Source organism: Actinophytocola sp., assembly GCF_036378875.1.
Taxonomy (GTDB): Bacteria; Actinomycetota; Actinomycetes; order Mycobacteriales; family Pseudonocardiaceae; genus Actinophytocola.
The window spans coordinates 73,703-88,596 of sequence record NZ_DASUVO010000023.1 but is presented as its reverse complement, the minus strand read 5'-3'; the positions used below and the strand labels follow the sequence as shown (position 1 = coordinate 88,596).

Genomic DNA, 14,894 nt, shown 5'->3' with positions numbered 1-14,894 from the left:
AGGCCACGCCAGCGGCTTCGATACGGCACGATAGCAACGGAACTCCTGGTACAGCGGCGATTCGACACCGACTGCTCTACCAGGAGTTCCTCCGCCTACCGGCCCGACACACCGACCAAGATCAGTTCAGGAACGGGCTCTTAGGGGTTCTGTCGCCGTGACTGGTGGTGATCCTCCTTTGTGGACTCCGGGGTGCGGACTGGTTTTCGGGGCGGCGTCGGGCTGGGACGCGTCCTCGACCAGCCGGTCGAGGAGTGAGGCGGTACGGCTCCTGAGCGGTCGTGAATCACTCCCTTCGCTGGTTGTCAGCCGGATGCTTGCTGGTGAGCAGTCAGCGCACGCCTCGTGGGCGGAACTGGATGCTGATGCGCGGTCCGACCGGCTTGGCGGTCTTCGGTACCGCGTGTTCCCATGTGCGCTGGCAAGAGCCACCCATGACGATCAGATCGCCAAGGCCCAACGCGTAGCGGAGAGTTTGGCCGCCTCCGCGCGGCCGGAGTAACAGCGCTCTCGGCGCGCCGACGGAGAGGATGGCGACCATCGTGTCCTCGGTGTTTCCCCTGCCGGTTCGGTCACCGTGCCATGCGACGCTGTCCTTGCCGTCGCGGTAGTAGCACAGGCCCGCGGTGCGAAACGGTTCGCCGAGCTCCGTCGCGTAGTGCGCGCTGAGGGCGTCTCGCGCCTGCTCCAGCACCGGATCGGGAAGTGGTTGCCGCTCGTCGTAGAAGCACAGCAACCTCGGCACGTCGACGCGGCGGTCGTACATCTGCCGGCGCTCGGCGCGCCACGGCACACCGCTCGCCAGACGTTCGAACAAGGTGCCCGAGCCCGTCAGCCAGCCGGGGCGTACGTCCACCCACGCGCCGTCCGTGAGCTCGGTACGGCGGATGGGGACGAGTGAGCGCAACCCGACCTCGTCGAGGTCATCGAGCAGTGAAGCCTGGAGTGCTGACATGACGGCCACGATACACCTGCTTTCGAACACCTGAGCGAGGCCGACACGAAGGTGTGAAGGGTGCTCCCTGAGCGGGTGGCGAGCGGTTTGCTGGTCCGGGTGGCCGGGTAGTCGCGGTTGAGTAACCGATACACCGAAAGAGTGAGGTGTCATGCCTTCGATTGATGGCAAGAGGGTTGCTTTCCTGGCCACCGACGGTGTGGAGCAGGTCGAGCTCGACCGGCCGTGGCAGGCCGTCGTCGAGGCCGGCGGGCAACCGGAGCTGGTGTCCCTGGGTTCTGGTGACATCCAGGCGTTCAACCACCTGGACAAAGGCGACAAGAGGCACGTGGACGTGCCGGTCGACAAGGCGACCGCCGACTCCTACGACGCGCTCGTCCTGCCGGGCGGGGTGGCCAACGGTGACTTCGTGCGTGCTGACGACCATGCCGTCCAGTTCGTCCGCGCGTTCGCCGACGCCAAGAAGCCCATCGCGGTGATCTGTCACGGCGGTTGGGTGCTCGCGGAGGCGGACGTGGTGCGTGGCCGGACGATGACCTCGTGGCCGAGCCTGAAGACGGACCTCCGCAACGCCGGGGCCACCTGGGTCGACGAGCAGGTCGTCACCGACGAGGGTCTCGTGTCGAGCCGCAAGCCGGACGACCTCGACGCGTTCTGCGCCAAGCTGGTCGAGGAAGTCGCCGAGGGTGTGCACGTCTGATGGTCGCCTTCGGCTACACGCTCATGACGGAACAGGCCGGACCGCGGGACCTGGTACGGTACGCTGCGGACGCGGAGCGGGCTGGCTTCGACTTCGAGGTGACGAGCGATCACTACTCCCCATGGCTGGACGAGCAGGGGCACTCGCCGAACGCATGGGTGACGCTCGGGGCGGTGGCGCAGGCGACTGAGCGCGTCGACCTCATGACCTACGTGACATGTCCGACCATGCGCTATCACCCCGCTGTGGTCGCACAGCAGGCGGCGACCGTGCAGTTGTTGTCCGGCAACCGGTTCACCCTCGGGCTCGGCGCGGGGGAGAACCTCAACGAACACGTGGTCGGCCGTGGGTGGCCACCGGTGAACGTGCGGCACGAGATGCTCGTCGAGGCCGTGCAGATCATCTCCGCGTTGTTCGACGGAGGTTATGTCAACTTCTCGGGTAGTCACTTCCGTGTCGACTCGGCGAAGTTGTGGGACCTGCCGGACATCCGCGTGCCGATCGCGGTGGCCGTGTCCGGCGATCAGTCGGTGCAGCGGTTCGCGCCGCTCACCGACGGGATGATCGCCGTCGAGCCGGATTCGGCCCTGTGTGAGGGATGGGACCGGCTCGGCCGTGGCGACACGCCCAAGATCGGTCAGCTGCCGGTGTGCTGGGACAGTGATCGCGATGCGGCGATCCGTCGTGCGCACGAGCAGTTCCGCTGGTTCGGTGGCGGTTGGAAGGTCAACGCCGAGCTGCCGGGACCGGCCGGCTTCGCGGCGGCGACCCAGTTCGTCACCAAGGACGACGTGGCGGAGAACATCCCGTGCGGGAACGACCCCGGCGCGATCGTGTCCGCGGTGAAACCGTACTGGGAGGCCGGTTTCACGCACGTGGCGCTGGTCCAGATCGGCGGCGATCACCAGGACGGCTTCATCGCCGCGGCGCGGGACCACATCCTGCCCGCCCTCCGGGAGGCGGCGGGGTAGGCGCTGCGCTAGTGGTTGCCTGAGATCGTCAGGTGCGGGCGGCTGGCGTACGAGCATGGTGGGCCAGGTGGGGTGGCCGGTTGGTGTGAGTCGGCCTGAACCTGGGCTGCGCCCAGTGGTGTACATTCGTACATGTACAGATGTACTACTGCTGGGAGTGGTGCCGATGCCCTACCTGTTCCTGCTGGGAGCCATCGCCTTCGAGGTGCTGGGCACCAGCCTCCTGAAGGTCACCGAGGGGTTCACCCGTTTGTGGCCGACGGTCGCGTGTCTTGGGTCGTACGTCGCCGCGTTCGCGGCGTTGGCCTGGGCGATCAAGCATGACCTGCCGGTCGGCGTCGCCTACGCCATGTGGTCGGGGCTCGGCACGGCCGCGATCGTCGCCATCGGCGTGGTGTTCCTCAACGAGCCGATCAGCTTCCAGAAGATCGCGGGCGTCGTGCTGGTCATCGGTGGCGTAGCGGTCCTCAACCTGGGGGGTGCGCATTGACCGCCCGGCGTGATCCCGAGGCGCGCCGGCAGCAGATCATCACGGCGGCGGTCCGGGCGATCGCGGAGCACGGCGTCGGCAACGTGACCCACCGGCGGATCGCCGCTCTGGCCGGTGTGCCGCTGGGCTCCACGACGTACTACTTCCCGACGCTCGACGACCTCGTCGCGACAGCGCTGCGTGAGTCGGTCGAGACCGCACGGGCCGGACTCGAGGCATGGGCCGAGGAACTACTCGTCAGCCGTGATCTGCCAGACACATTCGTCGATCTTGTGTGCCGCTACCTCGCGGACCGCGAGCAGGCGCTGCTCGACTACGAGATGTGTCTCGCGGCCGCCCGTACTCCGGAGTTGCGTCCCGCCGCGGAGCTGTGGATCGACGGGATTCGCGGCATCTGCGCCCGTTTCGCGGGGCCCGAGCGGGGATTCGCCCTGGCGGCGCTGATCGACGGGTTCATGTTGCAGGCGCTCGTGACCGACGGGCCCCCCGACGTGAACGGGCTCCGGGCAGGAGTCGCGGCGCTGCTGCTCAACCCCCGAACAGCGGAAGAACCGACTTGATCGTCTGGTACAGCGCGTAGACGATCGGGATTCCGACGACCAGCCAGGAGATCGCGAGACGTGCGGTCTGCCCGCCGGTCTGCTCCGTGGTCTCTGACATCCGGGTCACCTCCTGCCAGCACTGGCGGACTGGTCGGCCTCGGCGAACGCGTCGCTGTGCGCCGACTCGTGGAACTGCGAGGCCACCGGGCGCACCAGCAGGTTCGCCACGAAACCGACCGCGAGGACGCCGACCATCGTGAACAGCGCCGGCCGATAGTCGGAATACACGAGCTCGCCGGGTTTTCCTTGCGCGTCAAGGAAACCGTTGATGATGAGCGGGCCGGCTATGCCCGCCGCCGACCAGGCGGTGAGCAGGCGGCCATGGATGGCGCCGACCTGGTAGGTGCCGAACAGGTCGCGCAGGTACGCCGGGATTGTCGCGAAACCGCCGCCGTAGAAGGAGATGATGACCCCGGCGAGGAGCACGAAGACCGCGGTCGCGCTGTGTCCGACCACCGCCAGCAGGAAGTACAGGATCATGCCGACGCCGAGGTACATGACATACGTCGGCTTGCGGCCCAGGAAGTCCGAAGTGGACGACCAGACGAACCGGCCCGCCATGTTGAATATCGACAGCAGGCCGACGAAGGCCGTCGCGGCGGTCGTCGCGACCGTCGATGTCCCGCCCTCGCGGAAGAAGTCCTGGATCATCGGGCTCGCCTGCTCCAGGATGCCGATGCCCGCCGTCACGTTGCAGAACAGCACTGTCCACAACAGCCAGAACGGCGGTGTCTTGATCGCGTTGGCGGCGGACACGTGCGCCGTGGTGACGAGTGGCTTCGACTTGAGCTTCGAGGGGTCGAAACCAGCGGGCTGCCAGCCGGGCGCCGGCACCTTCACGTTGAAGACGCCGAACATCATGACGACGAAGTACACGATGCCGAGCGTGAGGAACAGCAACGCGACCGCGCTGCCGGACGCCACCGACTGCGAGTCGGACGGGTTGTAGCCGGAGTCGTACAACGACATCAGCTGGCGCGACAGGGGTGAGGCGACGAGTGCGCCGCCGCCGAAGCCCATGATGGCCATGCCGGTCGCGAGCCCCGGGCGGTCCGGGAACCACTTGATCAGCGTGGACACCGGCGAGATGTAGCCGATGCCGAGCCCGATGCCGCCGACGAACCCGTAGCCGATGTAGACGAGCCACAGCTGCGTCGTCGCGATGCCGAGTGAGCCGATCAGGAAGCCGGTCGCCCAGAAGCACGCGGCGGTGAACATCGCCCGGCGCGGCCCCACCCGCTCGACCCAGGTGCCCATGACCGCGGCGGAAACACCGAGCATCACGATCGCGATCGAGAAGATGATGCCGATCGCGGTGAGGCTCGTGTCGAAGTGTGCGACGAGCGCGGTCTTGTACACGCTGGTCGCGTACGCCTGCCCGATGCAGAGGTGGATGGCCAGCGCGGCCGGCGGAATCAGCCATCGGCTGTACCCCGGCTTCGCCACCGTGTGTTCGCGATCGAGGAACGACAGCGCAGCCAAGACGCACCTCCATGTGCTGCAGGGGGAGGATCGGTGCCAGGACGCTACTGAGCTGGGTGATTGACCGTCAAACTATTCTAGGTGATCGGGCAATAACCGACATCTATCAGAGGTACTTTTTGAGCAACTGGTCCAGTTCGGTCTGCATGTCGACGCGGCGGGTGGCGTCGACGAGGGCCCGCGCGAGCATGGGCTCGGGGTCGCGGTCGGCCAGTACGAGGCCGACCTGGTACGCGAGACGCGGGCGGTTGAGCGGGACGACCTTCAGACCTTCGGGCACGCCGAACAGGTAGAGCCAGGCGTGGGCGATGACGCTGGACCAGCGGCCGGTCGCGACGTGGGCGTAGATGGCGGAGACGGTGTCGGTCTCCACGGACGGCGTGACGGCCACGCCCACCTCGGCGAAGTTGCGGTCGAGGATCCGGCGGTTCTGCATGACGGACGACAGCAGGCACAGCGGCGTGTCCACCAACTCGCCCCAGCCGACCGACTCGCGGTCGGCGAACTCGCCGTCGGCCGGGGTGAGCAGCAGGTAGCGCTCCCGGTAGAGCGGAGTGACCCGGACGGTGCCGAGCGGCTCACCGTCCACATAGGTCAACCCGATGTCGAGGTCGAACTCGGCGAGCCGGTGCACGATCTCCCGTGACGACAGCGACTCGATGGAGATGCGCACCTGCGGGTGGTCCTCGAACATGGGCGCGGTCAGCAGCGAGGCGATGGTCTGCGCGGTGGGGATCGCGCCGATGCGAAGCACGCCGGACAGGCCGCCGCGCATGCTGGCCAGTTCGTGGCGGAGCGCGTCCTGCTCGGCGAGGATGCGGTGCGCCCAGAGAAGCACCTGCTTGCCTTCGGGCGTGAAACCCTCGAAACGCTGGCCGCGCTGGACGATCTGGACGTCGAGCTCGGCCTCGAGCTTGCGGATGGCCGCGGACAGCGCGGGCTGGGAGACGTGGCAGGCTTCGGCGGCCCGCCCGAAGTGACCTTCTCGCGCGAGCGCGCTCAGGTACTCCAGCTGGCGCAGCAACATGGGGAAAGCGTAGCGGCCGGTGGCCTCCGGCCCCCGGTTACCAGCCTACGGGAAGGCACCGACAGAAAGTGGCGTCGCGGCGGGCTGGCACGTGGTGCCGGATTCTGGCCACGAGCGGCGAGAGGAATGGTTCCGCCTCGACGTGCCATCGGGCGCGCGCGGGGTGCGGCTGCCGATCGTGGGCGTGACGACGGCATGGGTCGAGGCTGTGAACAGGTGGTCGCTCGAGGGGTGCGGGACCTGGCCGAGGATGGCAACCCGCGCGACAGCGCAGGACTTCCAGCGCCGGGCTCGGGAGGCCACGTCACGGGAGTGGCTCGGCGAGCAGGCTGGCATCCGCGTCACCGACGCGGGTGTCGGCGCGTTCGGCCGGGTCCCGGTGCCATCGGCCGCGCCGCACTCCAGAGCCTGTGCGGCGCTCGAACCTGTCGCGGCACGTGAGTTCGCGCAGGCGCGCGGGGAGAGAGACTTGTACATGCGGTCCCGGGGCGGCCTCCGGCCCCCGGTGTCCAGCGTACCGGTGGGGGCCGACAGAAACGGTGGCGATGATCTTGCCTGTGGATGCCGCGCACGGCTGTGGACAAGGCACTCTGAGTGGATCTTCGTCGGCCGGGTTTGTCGGGAGTGTCCGGTAGCGTTGAACCCGGGGGCCGGAGGCCGAGCCTCGGTTCGCTACTGCATGATCCTGACCGGGTTCACGATGTCCGCGGTGACGGTGAGCAGGAGGACTGCTCCGCCGATCACGATCAGGACCATCGTGATGCCGGAGAGCTTGGCGTAGTCCACCGGCGCCGCCGCGGTCTGGCCCCTGCGGTTGCGCAGCCAGTTGCGGACGTGTTCGTACCAGACGACCGCGATGTGCCCGCCGTCCAAGGGGAGCAGCGGCAGCAGGTTGAACGCGCCCATGAAGAAGTTCAGCCCGGCGACCAACAGCAGGAAAAGCTGCCACAGGCCGGCTTCGACCGCCTCGCCGCCGATCCGGCTCGCGCCAACCACGCTGACGGGGGTGTCCGGGTCGCGTTCGCCGCCGAAGATCGCCTGGACGACCGCCGGGATGCGCTGCGGGAACTCGATCAGTTTCTGGAGGGTTTGGGCGAACATGTCGCCCGTGTAGGACGCGGTGCCGCCGATCGCGGTCCAGGCGGTGTACTCGAACGACTTGACCATCGACACGCCGGCGACGCCGACCTCGGCGATCTCGGTCTTGCCCTCGGCGTTGGTCACCTTGCGCTCGAGCCGGGGAACGTCGATGGTCAGGCGCAGCGTTTCGTCGCCCCGACGGACCACGAACGGGGTCGGACCGTCCGCGCTCTGGATCTCCTCGACCATCGCGGTCCAGGTCGGCGTGCCGACGCCGCCGACCGAGACCACCTCGTCACCGGGACGAAGCCCGGCCGCCTGCGCCGGGCCGACCTCGCCCGGGCGGCACGTCTGGTCGGCGAGCTGCTCCATGGTGCGCGCGTCGCGCACACAGTTGGAGACCTGGGAGACGACTGGCTTCTCGGTGAGGTTCGGCAGGCCGAACGTCACCGCCATCACGTAGAGCACGATGAAACCGAGCAGGAAATGGGTGAACGGCCCGGTCGCCATGACCACGGTGCGCTTCCACGTCTTCTGACGCCACATCGCACGCCGCTCGTCCTCCGGGGCGACCTCGTCGAGCGTGGTCATACCGGCGATCTCGCAGAACCCGCCGATCGGGAGCGCCTTGAGGCCGTACTCGGTCTCGCCACGGCGGAACGACCAGATCTTCGGTCCCATGCCGACGAAGTACCGGCGCACCTTCATACCGAAAGCCTTGGCCGACAACAGGTGCCCGGCCTCGTGAAGCGCGAGCGAGGCGCCGATGCACAACGCGAAAAGCACCACACCGATGATGTACGCGAGCACGTCGCCCCTTTCGTCCTGCCGTTTCGGCGAGCCTACGCACGTTAGGTAAAGAGGCCGTTCAGGACGAACCCGGCCAGGCTGGAGCGCGTTCGACGGCCACAAGAGCACGGCTGACCTGCGAGTTTGGTGGAGTGACGCCCGCCCGCGCATGCGGTGAATCGGTGTCGGGAAGGCGCGAATGGGCGCGGCGTGCGCTCAGGTGGAACGCGGGTTGTCGTGGAATCGCGGATGGTTGATTGAGACGCGATCTCGTTCGACAAGACCAGGTGGAGCCGCGAGTTCGGAGGGCTCAGCGGAGGCGCAGGTCAGTGGGGCGCGACGTGTGCGGCTGACATGCGGCGAGCGGCGGTGGGTGGAGGCAGGGCGCTGTCCGTGCCGTCGGGCCAGACACTTGCCACGCCGCCAGCGACCTCCGGTTCGCGGGCTTGGTGCGTCCAACAGAGACCGACCCCCGACGGGTCAGCGCTTGCCGCGTGTCGTATGCCTTTGGACGGTGGCTAAAGTCAGCCCTGCAGGGTTTCCAGGATTTGTTCGCCGTATTTGGCGAGTTTGTTCTCGCCAACGCCGCCAATTTGGCCAAGTTCCCTCATTGTGGTGGGGAGGTCGGTGGCTATTTGGCGCAACGTGGCGTCGTGGAAGATGACGTAGGCCGGGACGCCTTGTTCTTTGGCGGTGGCGGCTCGCCAGGTGCGGAGTTTCTCGAAGACCGGCTTGGCTTCCGGTGTCAGTTCTTGTTGTAGGGCCTGCCTCGACTTCGCCGGTTTGGCGGCGCGTTTGGGTTCCTGGCGTAGGTGGACCTCCCGTTTGCGGGCCAGCACGTCGCCGCTCGCTTCCGTCAGCACGAGCGTGCCGTGGTCGCCTTCCACTGTCAGCAGGCCCTGGGCGAGTAGTTGGCGAACCACACCTCGCCACACCGGTTCCGCCAGGTCCGCGCCCACACCGAACACGGTCAGCGTGTCGTGGTTGAACTGCTGGATCTTCGCTGTGGTGCGGCCCATCAGGATGTCGACGATGTGGCCTACGCCGAATTTCTGGCGGCGTTCCCGGTCCAGGCGATAGACGGCCGACAGCACCTTCTGGGCGGCTATCGTGCCGTCCCACGACTCCGGTTTGGTCAGACACGTGTCGCAGTTACCGCACGGCCGCGCCTCTTCGCCGAAGTAGTTCAGCAGTTGCGCTCTGCGGCACTCCACCGTCTCGCACAGTGCCAGCATCGCGTCGAGGTGAGTGCCCAGACGACGCCTGTGTGCGTCGTCGCCCTCTGACGTGGCGATCATTTTGCGTTGTTGTACGACGTCCTGCAGTCCGTACGCCAGCCACGCCGTCGACGGGAGGCCGTCTCGGCCCGCTCGACCGGTCTCCTGGTAGTAGCCCTCCACGGACTTCGGGAGATCCAGGTGCGCCACGAACCGCACGTCCGGCTTGTCGATGCCCATGCCGAACGCGATGGTCGCCACCACCACCAGGCCATCCTCACGCAGGAAGCGGGCCTGGTTCGTCGCCCTCGTGCGGTTGTCGAGGCCCGCGTGGTAGGGCAGCGCCTCGATTCCGTTCTGTACCAGGAACTGCGCCGTTCGCTCCGTCGATGCCCGCGACAGGCAGTACACGATGCCCGCGTCGCCCTTGTGCTCCGAGGTGAGCAGTTCCAACAGTTGCTGTTCCGGGCGGTTCTTCGCCACGATCCGGTACTGGATGTTCGGACGGTCGAAGCTCGAAACGAAGTGGCGGGCGTCCGCCAGGTTCAGCCGGTGCGCGATCTCCTTGCGGGTCGCCTCGGTCGCCGTGGCCGTCAGCGCGATTCGCGGAACAGTCGGCCAGCGTTCGTGCAGCCTGGACAGTTCCAGGTAGTCGGGACGGAAGTCGTGACCCCACTGGGCCACACAGTGGGCTTCGTCGATCGCGAACAGCGAGATCGTGCCGCGGTCCAGCAGTCGCAGCGTCGACTCGACCTTGAGGCGTTCCGGCGCCAGGTACAGCAGGTCGAGATCACCTGCCAGGAACGCCTCCTCCACCTCGTGCCGCTGATCGAAGTCCTGCGTCGAGTTCAGGAAGCCTGCCCGCACGCCCAGCGCGCGCAGGGCGTCCACCTGGTCCTGCATCAGCGCGATCAGCGGGGACACCACCACGCCCACGCCCGGCCGGACGAGCGCCGGGATCTGGTAGCACAGCGACTTGCCGCCGCCCGTCGGCATCAGCACCAGCGCGTCGCCGCCGGCCACGACCTGTTCGATGATGTCCTGTTGGTTTCCCCGGAACGCGTCATAGCCGAACACGCGGCGCAGCGTGTCCAGTGCGGGGCTGGTTGCGGTCTCGGGGATCGTCACGCGGGCGATTCTATGGGCGGGCACCGACAAGTCGTCGGAGTTGTCCACAGGCCAGGCGTGTCCGCCGGAACGCGATCGCGCAGACAACTAGGACAGGACGCGTCCCACATCCTCCTAAGCTGGGCACATGAGCGCGGTCCGCCTTCTCGCCTTGCTGTCCCTGTTGCAGACACCGCGCGAGTGGCCCGGCAGTGAGCTCGCGCGACGCCTGGAAGTCAGCCCGCGAACCGTGCGCCGTGACATCGACCGACTGCGGGACCTCGGCTACCCCGTCGAGGCCACGATGGGTGCCGAGGGCGGTTACCGCCTGGTCGCCGGCACCGCCATGCCACCGCTGCTGCTCGACGACGAGGAAGCCGTGGCCATCACCGTCGGGTTGCGCACCGCCGCCGGCCAGGCCGTCGAGGGCATCGACGAGGCCGCCGTCCGTGCGCTCACGAAGCTCGAACGCGTCCTGCCCTCCCGGCTTCGGTACCGGGTCGGCGCGCTCGGCGCGGCCACGGTCCCGCTCGTCACCGGCGACCAGCCGACGGTCGACCCAAGTCAGCTGACCGGGATCGCGGCTGCCGTCACCAACCGGGAGCGGCTGCGGTTCGCCTACCGAGGCAATACGGACGACGAGACGAAGCGGCACGTGGAGCCGTACCGGCTCGTCTCCGCGGGACGGCGCTGGTACCTCGTCGCGTTCGACCTCGACCGCGATGACTGGCGCGTGTTCCGGGTCGACCGTATTACCAACGCACAGCCCACCGGGGCGCGTTATCGGCCCCGCGACCTGCCCGAAAGCGATCCGGCGGCGTTCGTGGCCAGCAAGCTGTACTCGCTCCTGCCGACCTACGAGGCCGTGGTCGTCCTGGCGCTGCCGGCCGCCGAGGTGCCGCCCCACCTCGGCACGGTCGAACCCGTGGACGAACACCGCAGCCGCGTCCGGGCCGGCGCCGACACCCTCGAGTGGCTGGCCTTCCGGTTCGCCACCGCGGGATGTGAGTTCACCGTGGAGGAACCTCCGGAACTGGTCGACTACCTGCGGAAACTGGGTGCCCGGGTGGACCGCGCGACAAGAATCTGACGAGCGCGTGTCGAATCTGCCGCCCCCTCGTTCGACGTGGGGTCAGCGACTAGGTTCGACCCCGGCAAACGGAACAGAACGGAAGGCGACGACGGACATGCGTTTCATGGTCATACGTATGGCCGACGAGGAGACGGAGGCCGGCGTCCTGCCGAGCACCGAGCTCATCGAGGCCATGACCCGGTACAACGAGCAGTTGGTCAAAGCCGGCGTGATGCTGTCCGGCGAAGGGCTCATGGCGTCCGACCGGGGGGCGCGCGTCCGCTTCGACGGCACGGGTCGGACGACCGTGCTCGACGGCCCGTTCACCGAGGCCAAGGAGCTGGTGGCCGGCTTCTCCGTACTGCGGGCCGACTCGCTGGAAGAGGTCATCGAATGGGTGAAGAAATGGCCCGTCGAGGACGGTCACGGAAACGCCAGGATCGAGATCCGGCAGGTCGTCGGCCCCGATGACTTCGGAGATGCGGTCACCGACGAGAACCGCACGTACACCGTGGACCTCAGCGGCAGGTAGGGAGCAACGACATGCGTTTCATGGTCATGATCAAGGCGGACGAGCGCACCGAGGCCGGCGTCCTGCCGACCGAGGAGGAGCTGACGGCGATGGGCCGTTACAACGAGGAGCTCGTCAAGGCGGGCGTGTTGCTGGCTGGTGAGGGCCTGCACTCGTCCGCGAAGGGCGCGCGCGTCGTGTTCTCCGACGGTGTGCCGAGCGTCATCGACGGCCCGTTCGCCGAGGCCAAGGAGCTGGTCGCCGGGTTCTGGCTTCTCGACGTCAAGTCGAAGGAGGAGGCGATCGAGTGGGTCAAGCGGGTCCCGTGCACCGAGGGCGTCGAGGTGACGATCGAGATCCGGCAGGTGCACGAGGTCGACGACTTCGGCGAGGCGTTCACCCCGGAGCTGCGGGCGAAGGACCAGGAGCTGCGCGAGAAGGAGGAGCAGCTCAGGTTGGCCGTCAGGGACGATCGCTAGCTGCTTTGATAGGCGCATGCCGACGCTGGAGACCCACCGTGCGATAGACGCCGTATGGCGAATCGAGTCCGCCCGGCTCATCGCCGGGCTCACTCGAATGGTCCACGACGTCGGTCTCGCCGAGGAGCTCGCGCAGGACGCCCTGGTCGCGGCGCTGGAGCAGTGGCCGGAGTCGGGTGTCCCGGACAACCCGGGTGCCTGGCTCATGGCCGTCGCCAAGAGACGTGCGATCGACCAGTTCCGCCGCCGCGAGACGCTCGATCGCAAGGTCGTCGAGATCGGCCGTGACCTGGAGACCCAGGAACCGCCGACGGCCGAGCCGGACTTCGACGCCATTCACTCCAACATCTCCGACGACCTGCTGCGGCTCGTCTTCATCTCCTGCCACCCGGTGCTGTCCACCGAGGCCAGGGTGGCCCTCACGCTGCGGCTCCTCGGCGGCCTGACCACCGAGGAGATCGCCCGCGCGTTCCTCACCCCCGAGCCGACGATCGCCCAGCGCATCGTCCGGGCCAAGAAGACCCTCGCCCAGAAGAAGATCCCGTTCGAGGTGCCGGCCGCGAGCGAGCTGGGTGAGCGGCTCGCGTCCGTCCTCGAGGTCGTCTACCTGGTCTTCAACGAGGGCTACTCCGCGACCGGCGGCGAGGACTGGATGCGGCCCGCGCTGTGCGATGACGCCATGCGTCTCGGCCGGATGCTCGCCGAGCTGGTGCCGAAGGAGCCCGAGGCCCATGGGCTGATCGCGCTCATGGAAATACAGGCGTCTCGGGCTCGCGCCAGGATCGCGTCGGACGGTACACCTGTATTGCTCAACGACCAGGACCGTTCGCGGTGGGACCAGCTGCTGATCCGGCGCGGTCTCGCCGCACTCGAACGGGCCGCGGCACTGGGCCAGCCCATGGGGCCATACGTATTGCAAGCCGAGATCGCGGCCTGTCACGCCCGCGCGCGAACCCCCGAGCAGACGGACTGGCCGCGGATCGCGGCCCTGTACGCGCGTCTCGTCCAGCTCGTGCCGTCGCCGGTGATCGAGCTGAACCGCGCGGTGGCGCTGTCCATGGCGTTCGGGCCGGACACCGGGCTGGAGATCGTCGACGAGTTGGTGAAGGAGCCGTCACTGAAGAACTACCACCTGCTGCCGAGCGTGCGTGGTGACCTGCTGGCGAAGCTCGGCAGGCGGGAGGAGGCGCGGCAGGAGTTCGAGCGTGCCGCGTCACTGACCCGCAACGAGCGCGAGCGGGAACTGCTGATGAAGCGGGCGGCAGAATGATCCAGCAGGTCGAGTGGAGTGAGGTAGAGGTTCCCGCATGACGGACAGCACCCCCGGGATGAAGGACGTCGCCGCGGTCGCTGGCGTGTCCATCGGCACCGTGTCCAACGTGCTCAACCGCCCGCACCTGGTCAGCGAGGCGACCCGGCTGCGGGTCCAGGCGGCCATCGTCGAGCTGGGGTTCGTGCGCAACGAGACCGCGCGGCAGCTGCGGGCCGGGAGCAGCCGGACCATCGCCTACGTCGTGCTGGACGCGGCCAACCCGTTCTTCAACGACGTGGCGCGCGGGGTCGAGGAGGTGGCCCGCAACGAGGGCATGGTCGTCTACCTGTGCAACTCGAACCAGGACGGCGGGCGAGAGCGCGAGTACCTCGAGCGGTTGCGTGAGCAGCGGGTCCAGGGTGTGCTGATCACCCCGATCGACCCGAACGGCCAGCGGCTCGCCGAGATGACCGGCAGCAGCGGCATGCCGGTCGTGCTCGTCGACTGCCACGCGCGCGACGACACCCAGTGCTCGGTCGCCGTCGACGACATCCTCGGCGGTGAGCTGGCGCTCGACCACCTGTTGGAGACCGGCCACGAGCGGATCGCGTTCGTCGGCGGGCCGATGACGGTGCAGCAGGTGCGGGACCGGTACCAGGGTGCGTGCGACGCCCTGGAACGGGCGGGCGGTAAGGCCGAGCTGGTGCTGGTGGAGACGGAGGCCCTGGTCGTCGCCGAGGGGCGCCGGGCGGGGGAGCAGCTGGTCGCGATGCCCGCCGACAAGCGCCCGACGGCGGCCTTCTGCGCGAACGACCTGCTCGCCCTCGGGCTGTTGCAGGCGATGACGCGGTTCGGGCTGTCGGTACCGGGCGACCTCGCGGTGGTTGGCTACGACGACATCGAGTTCGCCGAGGCGGCCGCGGTGCCACTGACCTCGGTCCGCCAACCACGGGAGCTGCTCGGCAGGACCGCCGCTCGGCTGTTGCTGGAGGAGGCGTCCGGTGAGCTCCACACACACCAGCAGGTCCGGTTTCGCCCAGAGTTGGTGGTGCGCGCGTCGACACGCGTGCCCCGTCCTTGACACCCCAGCCTGGTTCCGACCATGCTGGGGCGCCGAATTGAAACGTTCAATACGGGCCTGGGGCAGCGACAGCGAAGTA

General features: G+C 68.0%; 15 protein-coding genes. 9 read left to right on the top strand and 6 right to left on the bottom strand.

The window, feature by feature from the left end:
• Nucleotides 1-331: 331 nt before the first annotated feature.
• Nucleotides 332-955, bottom strand: a complete 624-nt coding sequence (locus VF106_RS07260; protein WP_330838803.1) for an alpha-ketoglutarate-dependent dioxygenase AlkB — start codon at nucleotides 953-955, stop codon at nucleotides 332-334.
• A 151-nt stretch (nucleotides 956-1,106) separates the two neighbouring features.
• Between VF106_RS07260 and VF106_RS07255 the strand changes: the two genes are divergently transcribed.
• From VF106_RS07255 to VF106_RS07240, 4 genes are all read left to right on the top strand, one after another.
• Complete coding sequence (locus tag VF106_RS07255) at nucleotides 1,107-1,655, top strand: type 1 glutamine amidotransferase domain-containing protein (protein WP_330838802.1); 549 nt, start codon at nucleotides 1,107-1,109, stop codon at nucleotides 1,653-1,655.
• Nucleotides 1,655-2,626, top strand: coding sequence for an LLM class F420-dependent oxidoreductase (locus tag VF106_RS07250; RefSeq protein WP_330838801.1), 972 nt, complete (start codon nucleotides 1,655-1,657; stop codon nucleotides 2,624-2,626). Before VF106_RS07255 ends, VF106_RS07250 begins: the two co-directional genes overlap by 1 nt.
• A 166-nt stretch (nucleotides 2,627-2,792) precedes the next feature.
• Entirely contained in the window at nucleotides 2,793-3,116 is a 324-nt protein-coding gene (locus VF106_RS07245) for a DMT family transporter (RefSeq protein ID WP_330838800.1), read from the top strand.
• Nucleotides 3,113-3,676: a TetR/AcrR family transcriptional regulator gene (locus VF106_RS07240; protein ID WP_330838799.1), complete on the top strand. Its 564-nt coding sequence runs from the start codon at nucleotides 3,113-3,115 to the stop codon at nucleotides 3,674-3,676. The genes VF106_RS07245 and VF106_RS07240 overlap by 4 nt, the downstream gene beginning before the upstream one ends.
• On the opposite strand, the gene VF106_RS07235 is transcribed toward VF106_RS07240, so the two are convergent.
• The 5 genes from VF106_RS07235 to recQ form a co-directional block, all read right to left on the bottom strand.
• Nucleotides 3,645-3,776 (bottom strand): MFS transporter small subunit, encoded by a 132-nt coding sequence (locus VF106_RS07235; RefSeq protein ID WP_330838798.1) that lies wholly within the window; start codon nucleotides 3,774-3,776, stop codon nucleotides 3,645-3,647. The two genes, VF106_RS07240 and VF106_RS07235, sit on opposite strands and share 32 nt — an antisense overlap.
• A gap of 5 nt (nucleotides 3,777-3,781) precedes the next feature.
• Nucleotides 3,782-5,200: an OFA family MFS transporter gene (locus VF106_RS07230; RefSeq protein WP_330838797.1), complete on the bottom strand. Its 1,419-nt coding sequence runs from the start codon at nucleotides 5,198-5,200 to the stop codon at nucleotides 3,782-3,784.
• Nucleotides 5,201-5,306: 106 nt separating this feature from the next.
• On the bottom strand, nucleotides 5,307-6,227 hold the full coding sequence (locus tag VF106_RS07225) for a LysR family transcriptional regulator (protein ID WP_330838796.1): 921 nt from the start codon (nucleotides 6,225-6,227) through the stop codon (nucleotides 5,307-5,309).
• 672 nt (nucleotides 6,228-6,899) lie between these two features.
• A complete protein-coding gene (locus tag VF106_RS07220) occupies nucleotides 6,900-8,117 on the bottom strand; it encodes a M50 family metallopeptidase (RefSeq protein ID WP_330838795.1) in 1,218 nt (405 codons plus the stop codon).
• A 503-nt stretch (nucleotides 8,118-8,620) separates the two neighbouring features.
• Complete coding sequence (recQ, locus tag VF106_RS07215) at nucleotides 8,621-10,441, bottom strand: DNA helicase RecQ (RefSeq protein WP_330838804.1); 1,821 nt, start codon at nucleotides 10,439-10,441, stop codon at nucleotides 8,621-8,623.
• 127 nt (nucleotides 10,442-10,568) lie between these two features.
• On the opposite strand from recQ, the gene VF106_RS07210 reads away from it, so the two are divergent.
• From VF106_RS07210 to VF106_RS07190, 5 genes are all read left to right on the top strand, one after another.
• Nucleotides 10,569-11,510 (top strand): helix-turn-helix transcriptional regulator, encoded by a 942-nt coding sequence (locus tag VF106_RS07210; protein WP_330838794.1) that lies wholly within the window; start codon nucleotides 10,569-10,571, stop codon nucleotides 11,508-11,510.
• A 97-nt stretch (nucleotides 11,511-11,607) separates the two neighbouring features.
• Entirely contained in the window at nucleotides 11,608-12,024 is a 417-nt protein-coding gene (locus VF106_RS07205) for a YciI family protein (RefSeq protein ID WP_330838793.1), read from the top strand.
• 11 nt (nucleotides 12,025-12,035) lie between these two features.
• Complete coding sequence (locus VF106_RS07200) at nucleotides 12,036-12,482, top strand: YciI family protein (protein WP_330838792.1); 447 nt, start codon at nucleotides 12,036-12,038, stop codon at nucleotides 12,480-12,482.
• Between the two features lie 16 nt (nucleotides 12,483-12,498).
• Complete coding sequence (locus VF106_RS07195; RefSeq protein WP_330838791.1) at nucleotides 12,499-13,752, top strand: RNA polymerase sigma factor; 1,254 nt, start codon at nucleotides 12,499-12,501, stop codon at nucleotides 13,750-13,752.
• Between the two features lie 37 nt (nucleotides 13,753-13,789).
• Nucleotides 13,790-14,815 carry a LacI family DNA-binding transcriptional regulator gene (locus tag VF106_RS07190; protein WP_330838790.1) on the top strand — a complete coding sequence of 342 codons (1,026 nt, stop codon included), beginning with the start codon at nucleotides 13,790-13,792 and terminating at the stop codon, nucleotides 14,813-14,815.
• Nucleotides 14,816-14,894 lie beyond the last annotated feature (79 nt).

Coding starts and splice junctions, on each gene's coding strand:
- VF106_RS07200 (WP_330838792.1), top strand. CDS start 12,036: ATGCGTTTCATGGTCATGATCAAGGCGGACGAGCGCACCGAGGCCGGC.
- VF106_RS07255 (WP_330838802.1), top strand. CDS start 1,107: ATGCCTTCGATTGATGGCAAGAGGGTTGCTTTCCTGGCCACCGACGGT.
- VF106_RS07210 (WP_330838794.1), top strand. CDS start 10,569: ATGAGCGCGGTCCGCCTTCTCGCCTTGCTGTCCCTGTTGCAGACACCG.
- VF106_RS07225 (WP_330838796.1), bottom strand. CDS start 6,227: ATGTTGCTGCGCCAGCTGGAGTACCTGAGCGCGCTCGCGCGAGAAGGT.
- VF106_RS07195 (WP_330838791.1), top strand. CDS start 12,499: ATGCCGACGCTGGAGACCCACCGTGCGATAGACGCCGTATGGCGAATC.
- VF106_RS07205 (WP_330838793.1), top strand. CDS start 11,608: ATGCGTTTCATGGTCATACGTATGGCCGACGAGGAGACGGAGGCCGGC.
- VF106_RS07250 (WP_330838801.1), top strand. CDS start 1,655: ATGGTCGCCTTCGGCTACACGCTCATGACGGAACAGGCCGGACCGCGG.
- VF106_RS07190 (WP_330838790.1), top strand. CDS start 13,790: ATGACGGACAGCACCCCCGGGATGAAGGACGTCGCCGCGGTCGCTGGC.
- VF106_RS07260 (WP_330838803.1), bottom strand. CDS start 955: ATGTCAGCACTCCAGGCTTCACTGCTCGATGACCTCGACGAGGTCGGG.
- VF106_RS07235 (WP_330838798.1), bottom strand. CDS start 3,776: ATGTCAGAGACCACGGAGCAGACCGGCGGGCAGACCGCACGTCTCGCG.
- VF106_RS07245 (WP_330838800.1), top strand. CDS start 2,793: ATGCCCTACCTGTTCCTGCTGGGAGCCATCGCCTTCGAGGTGCTGGGC.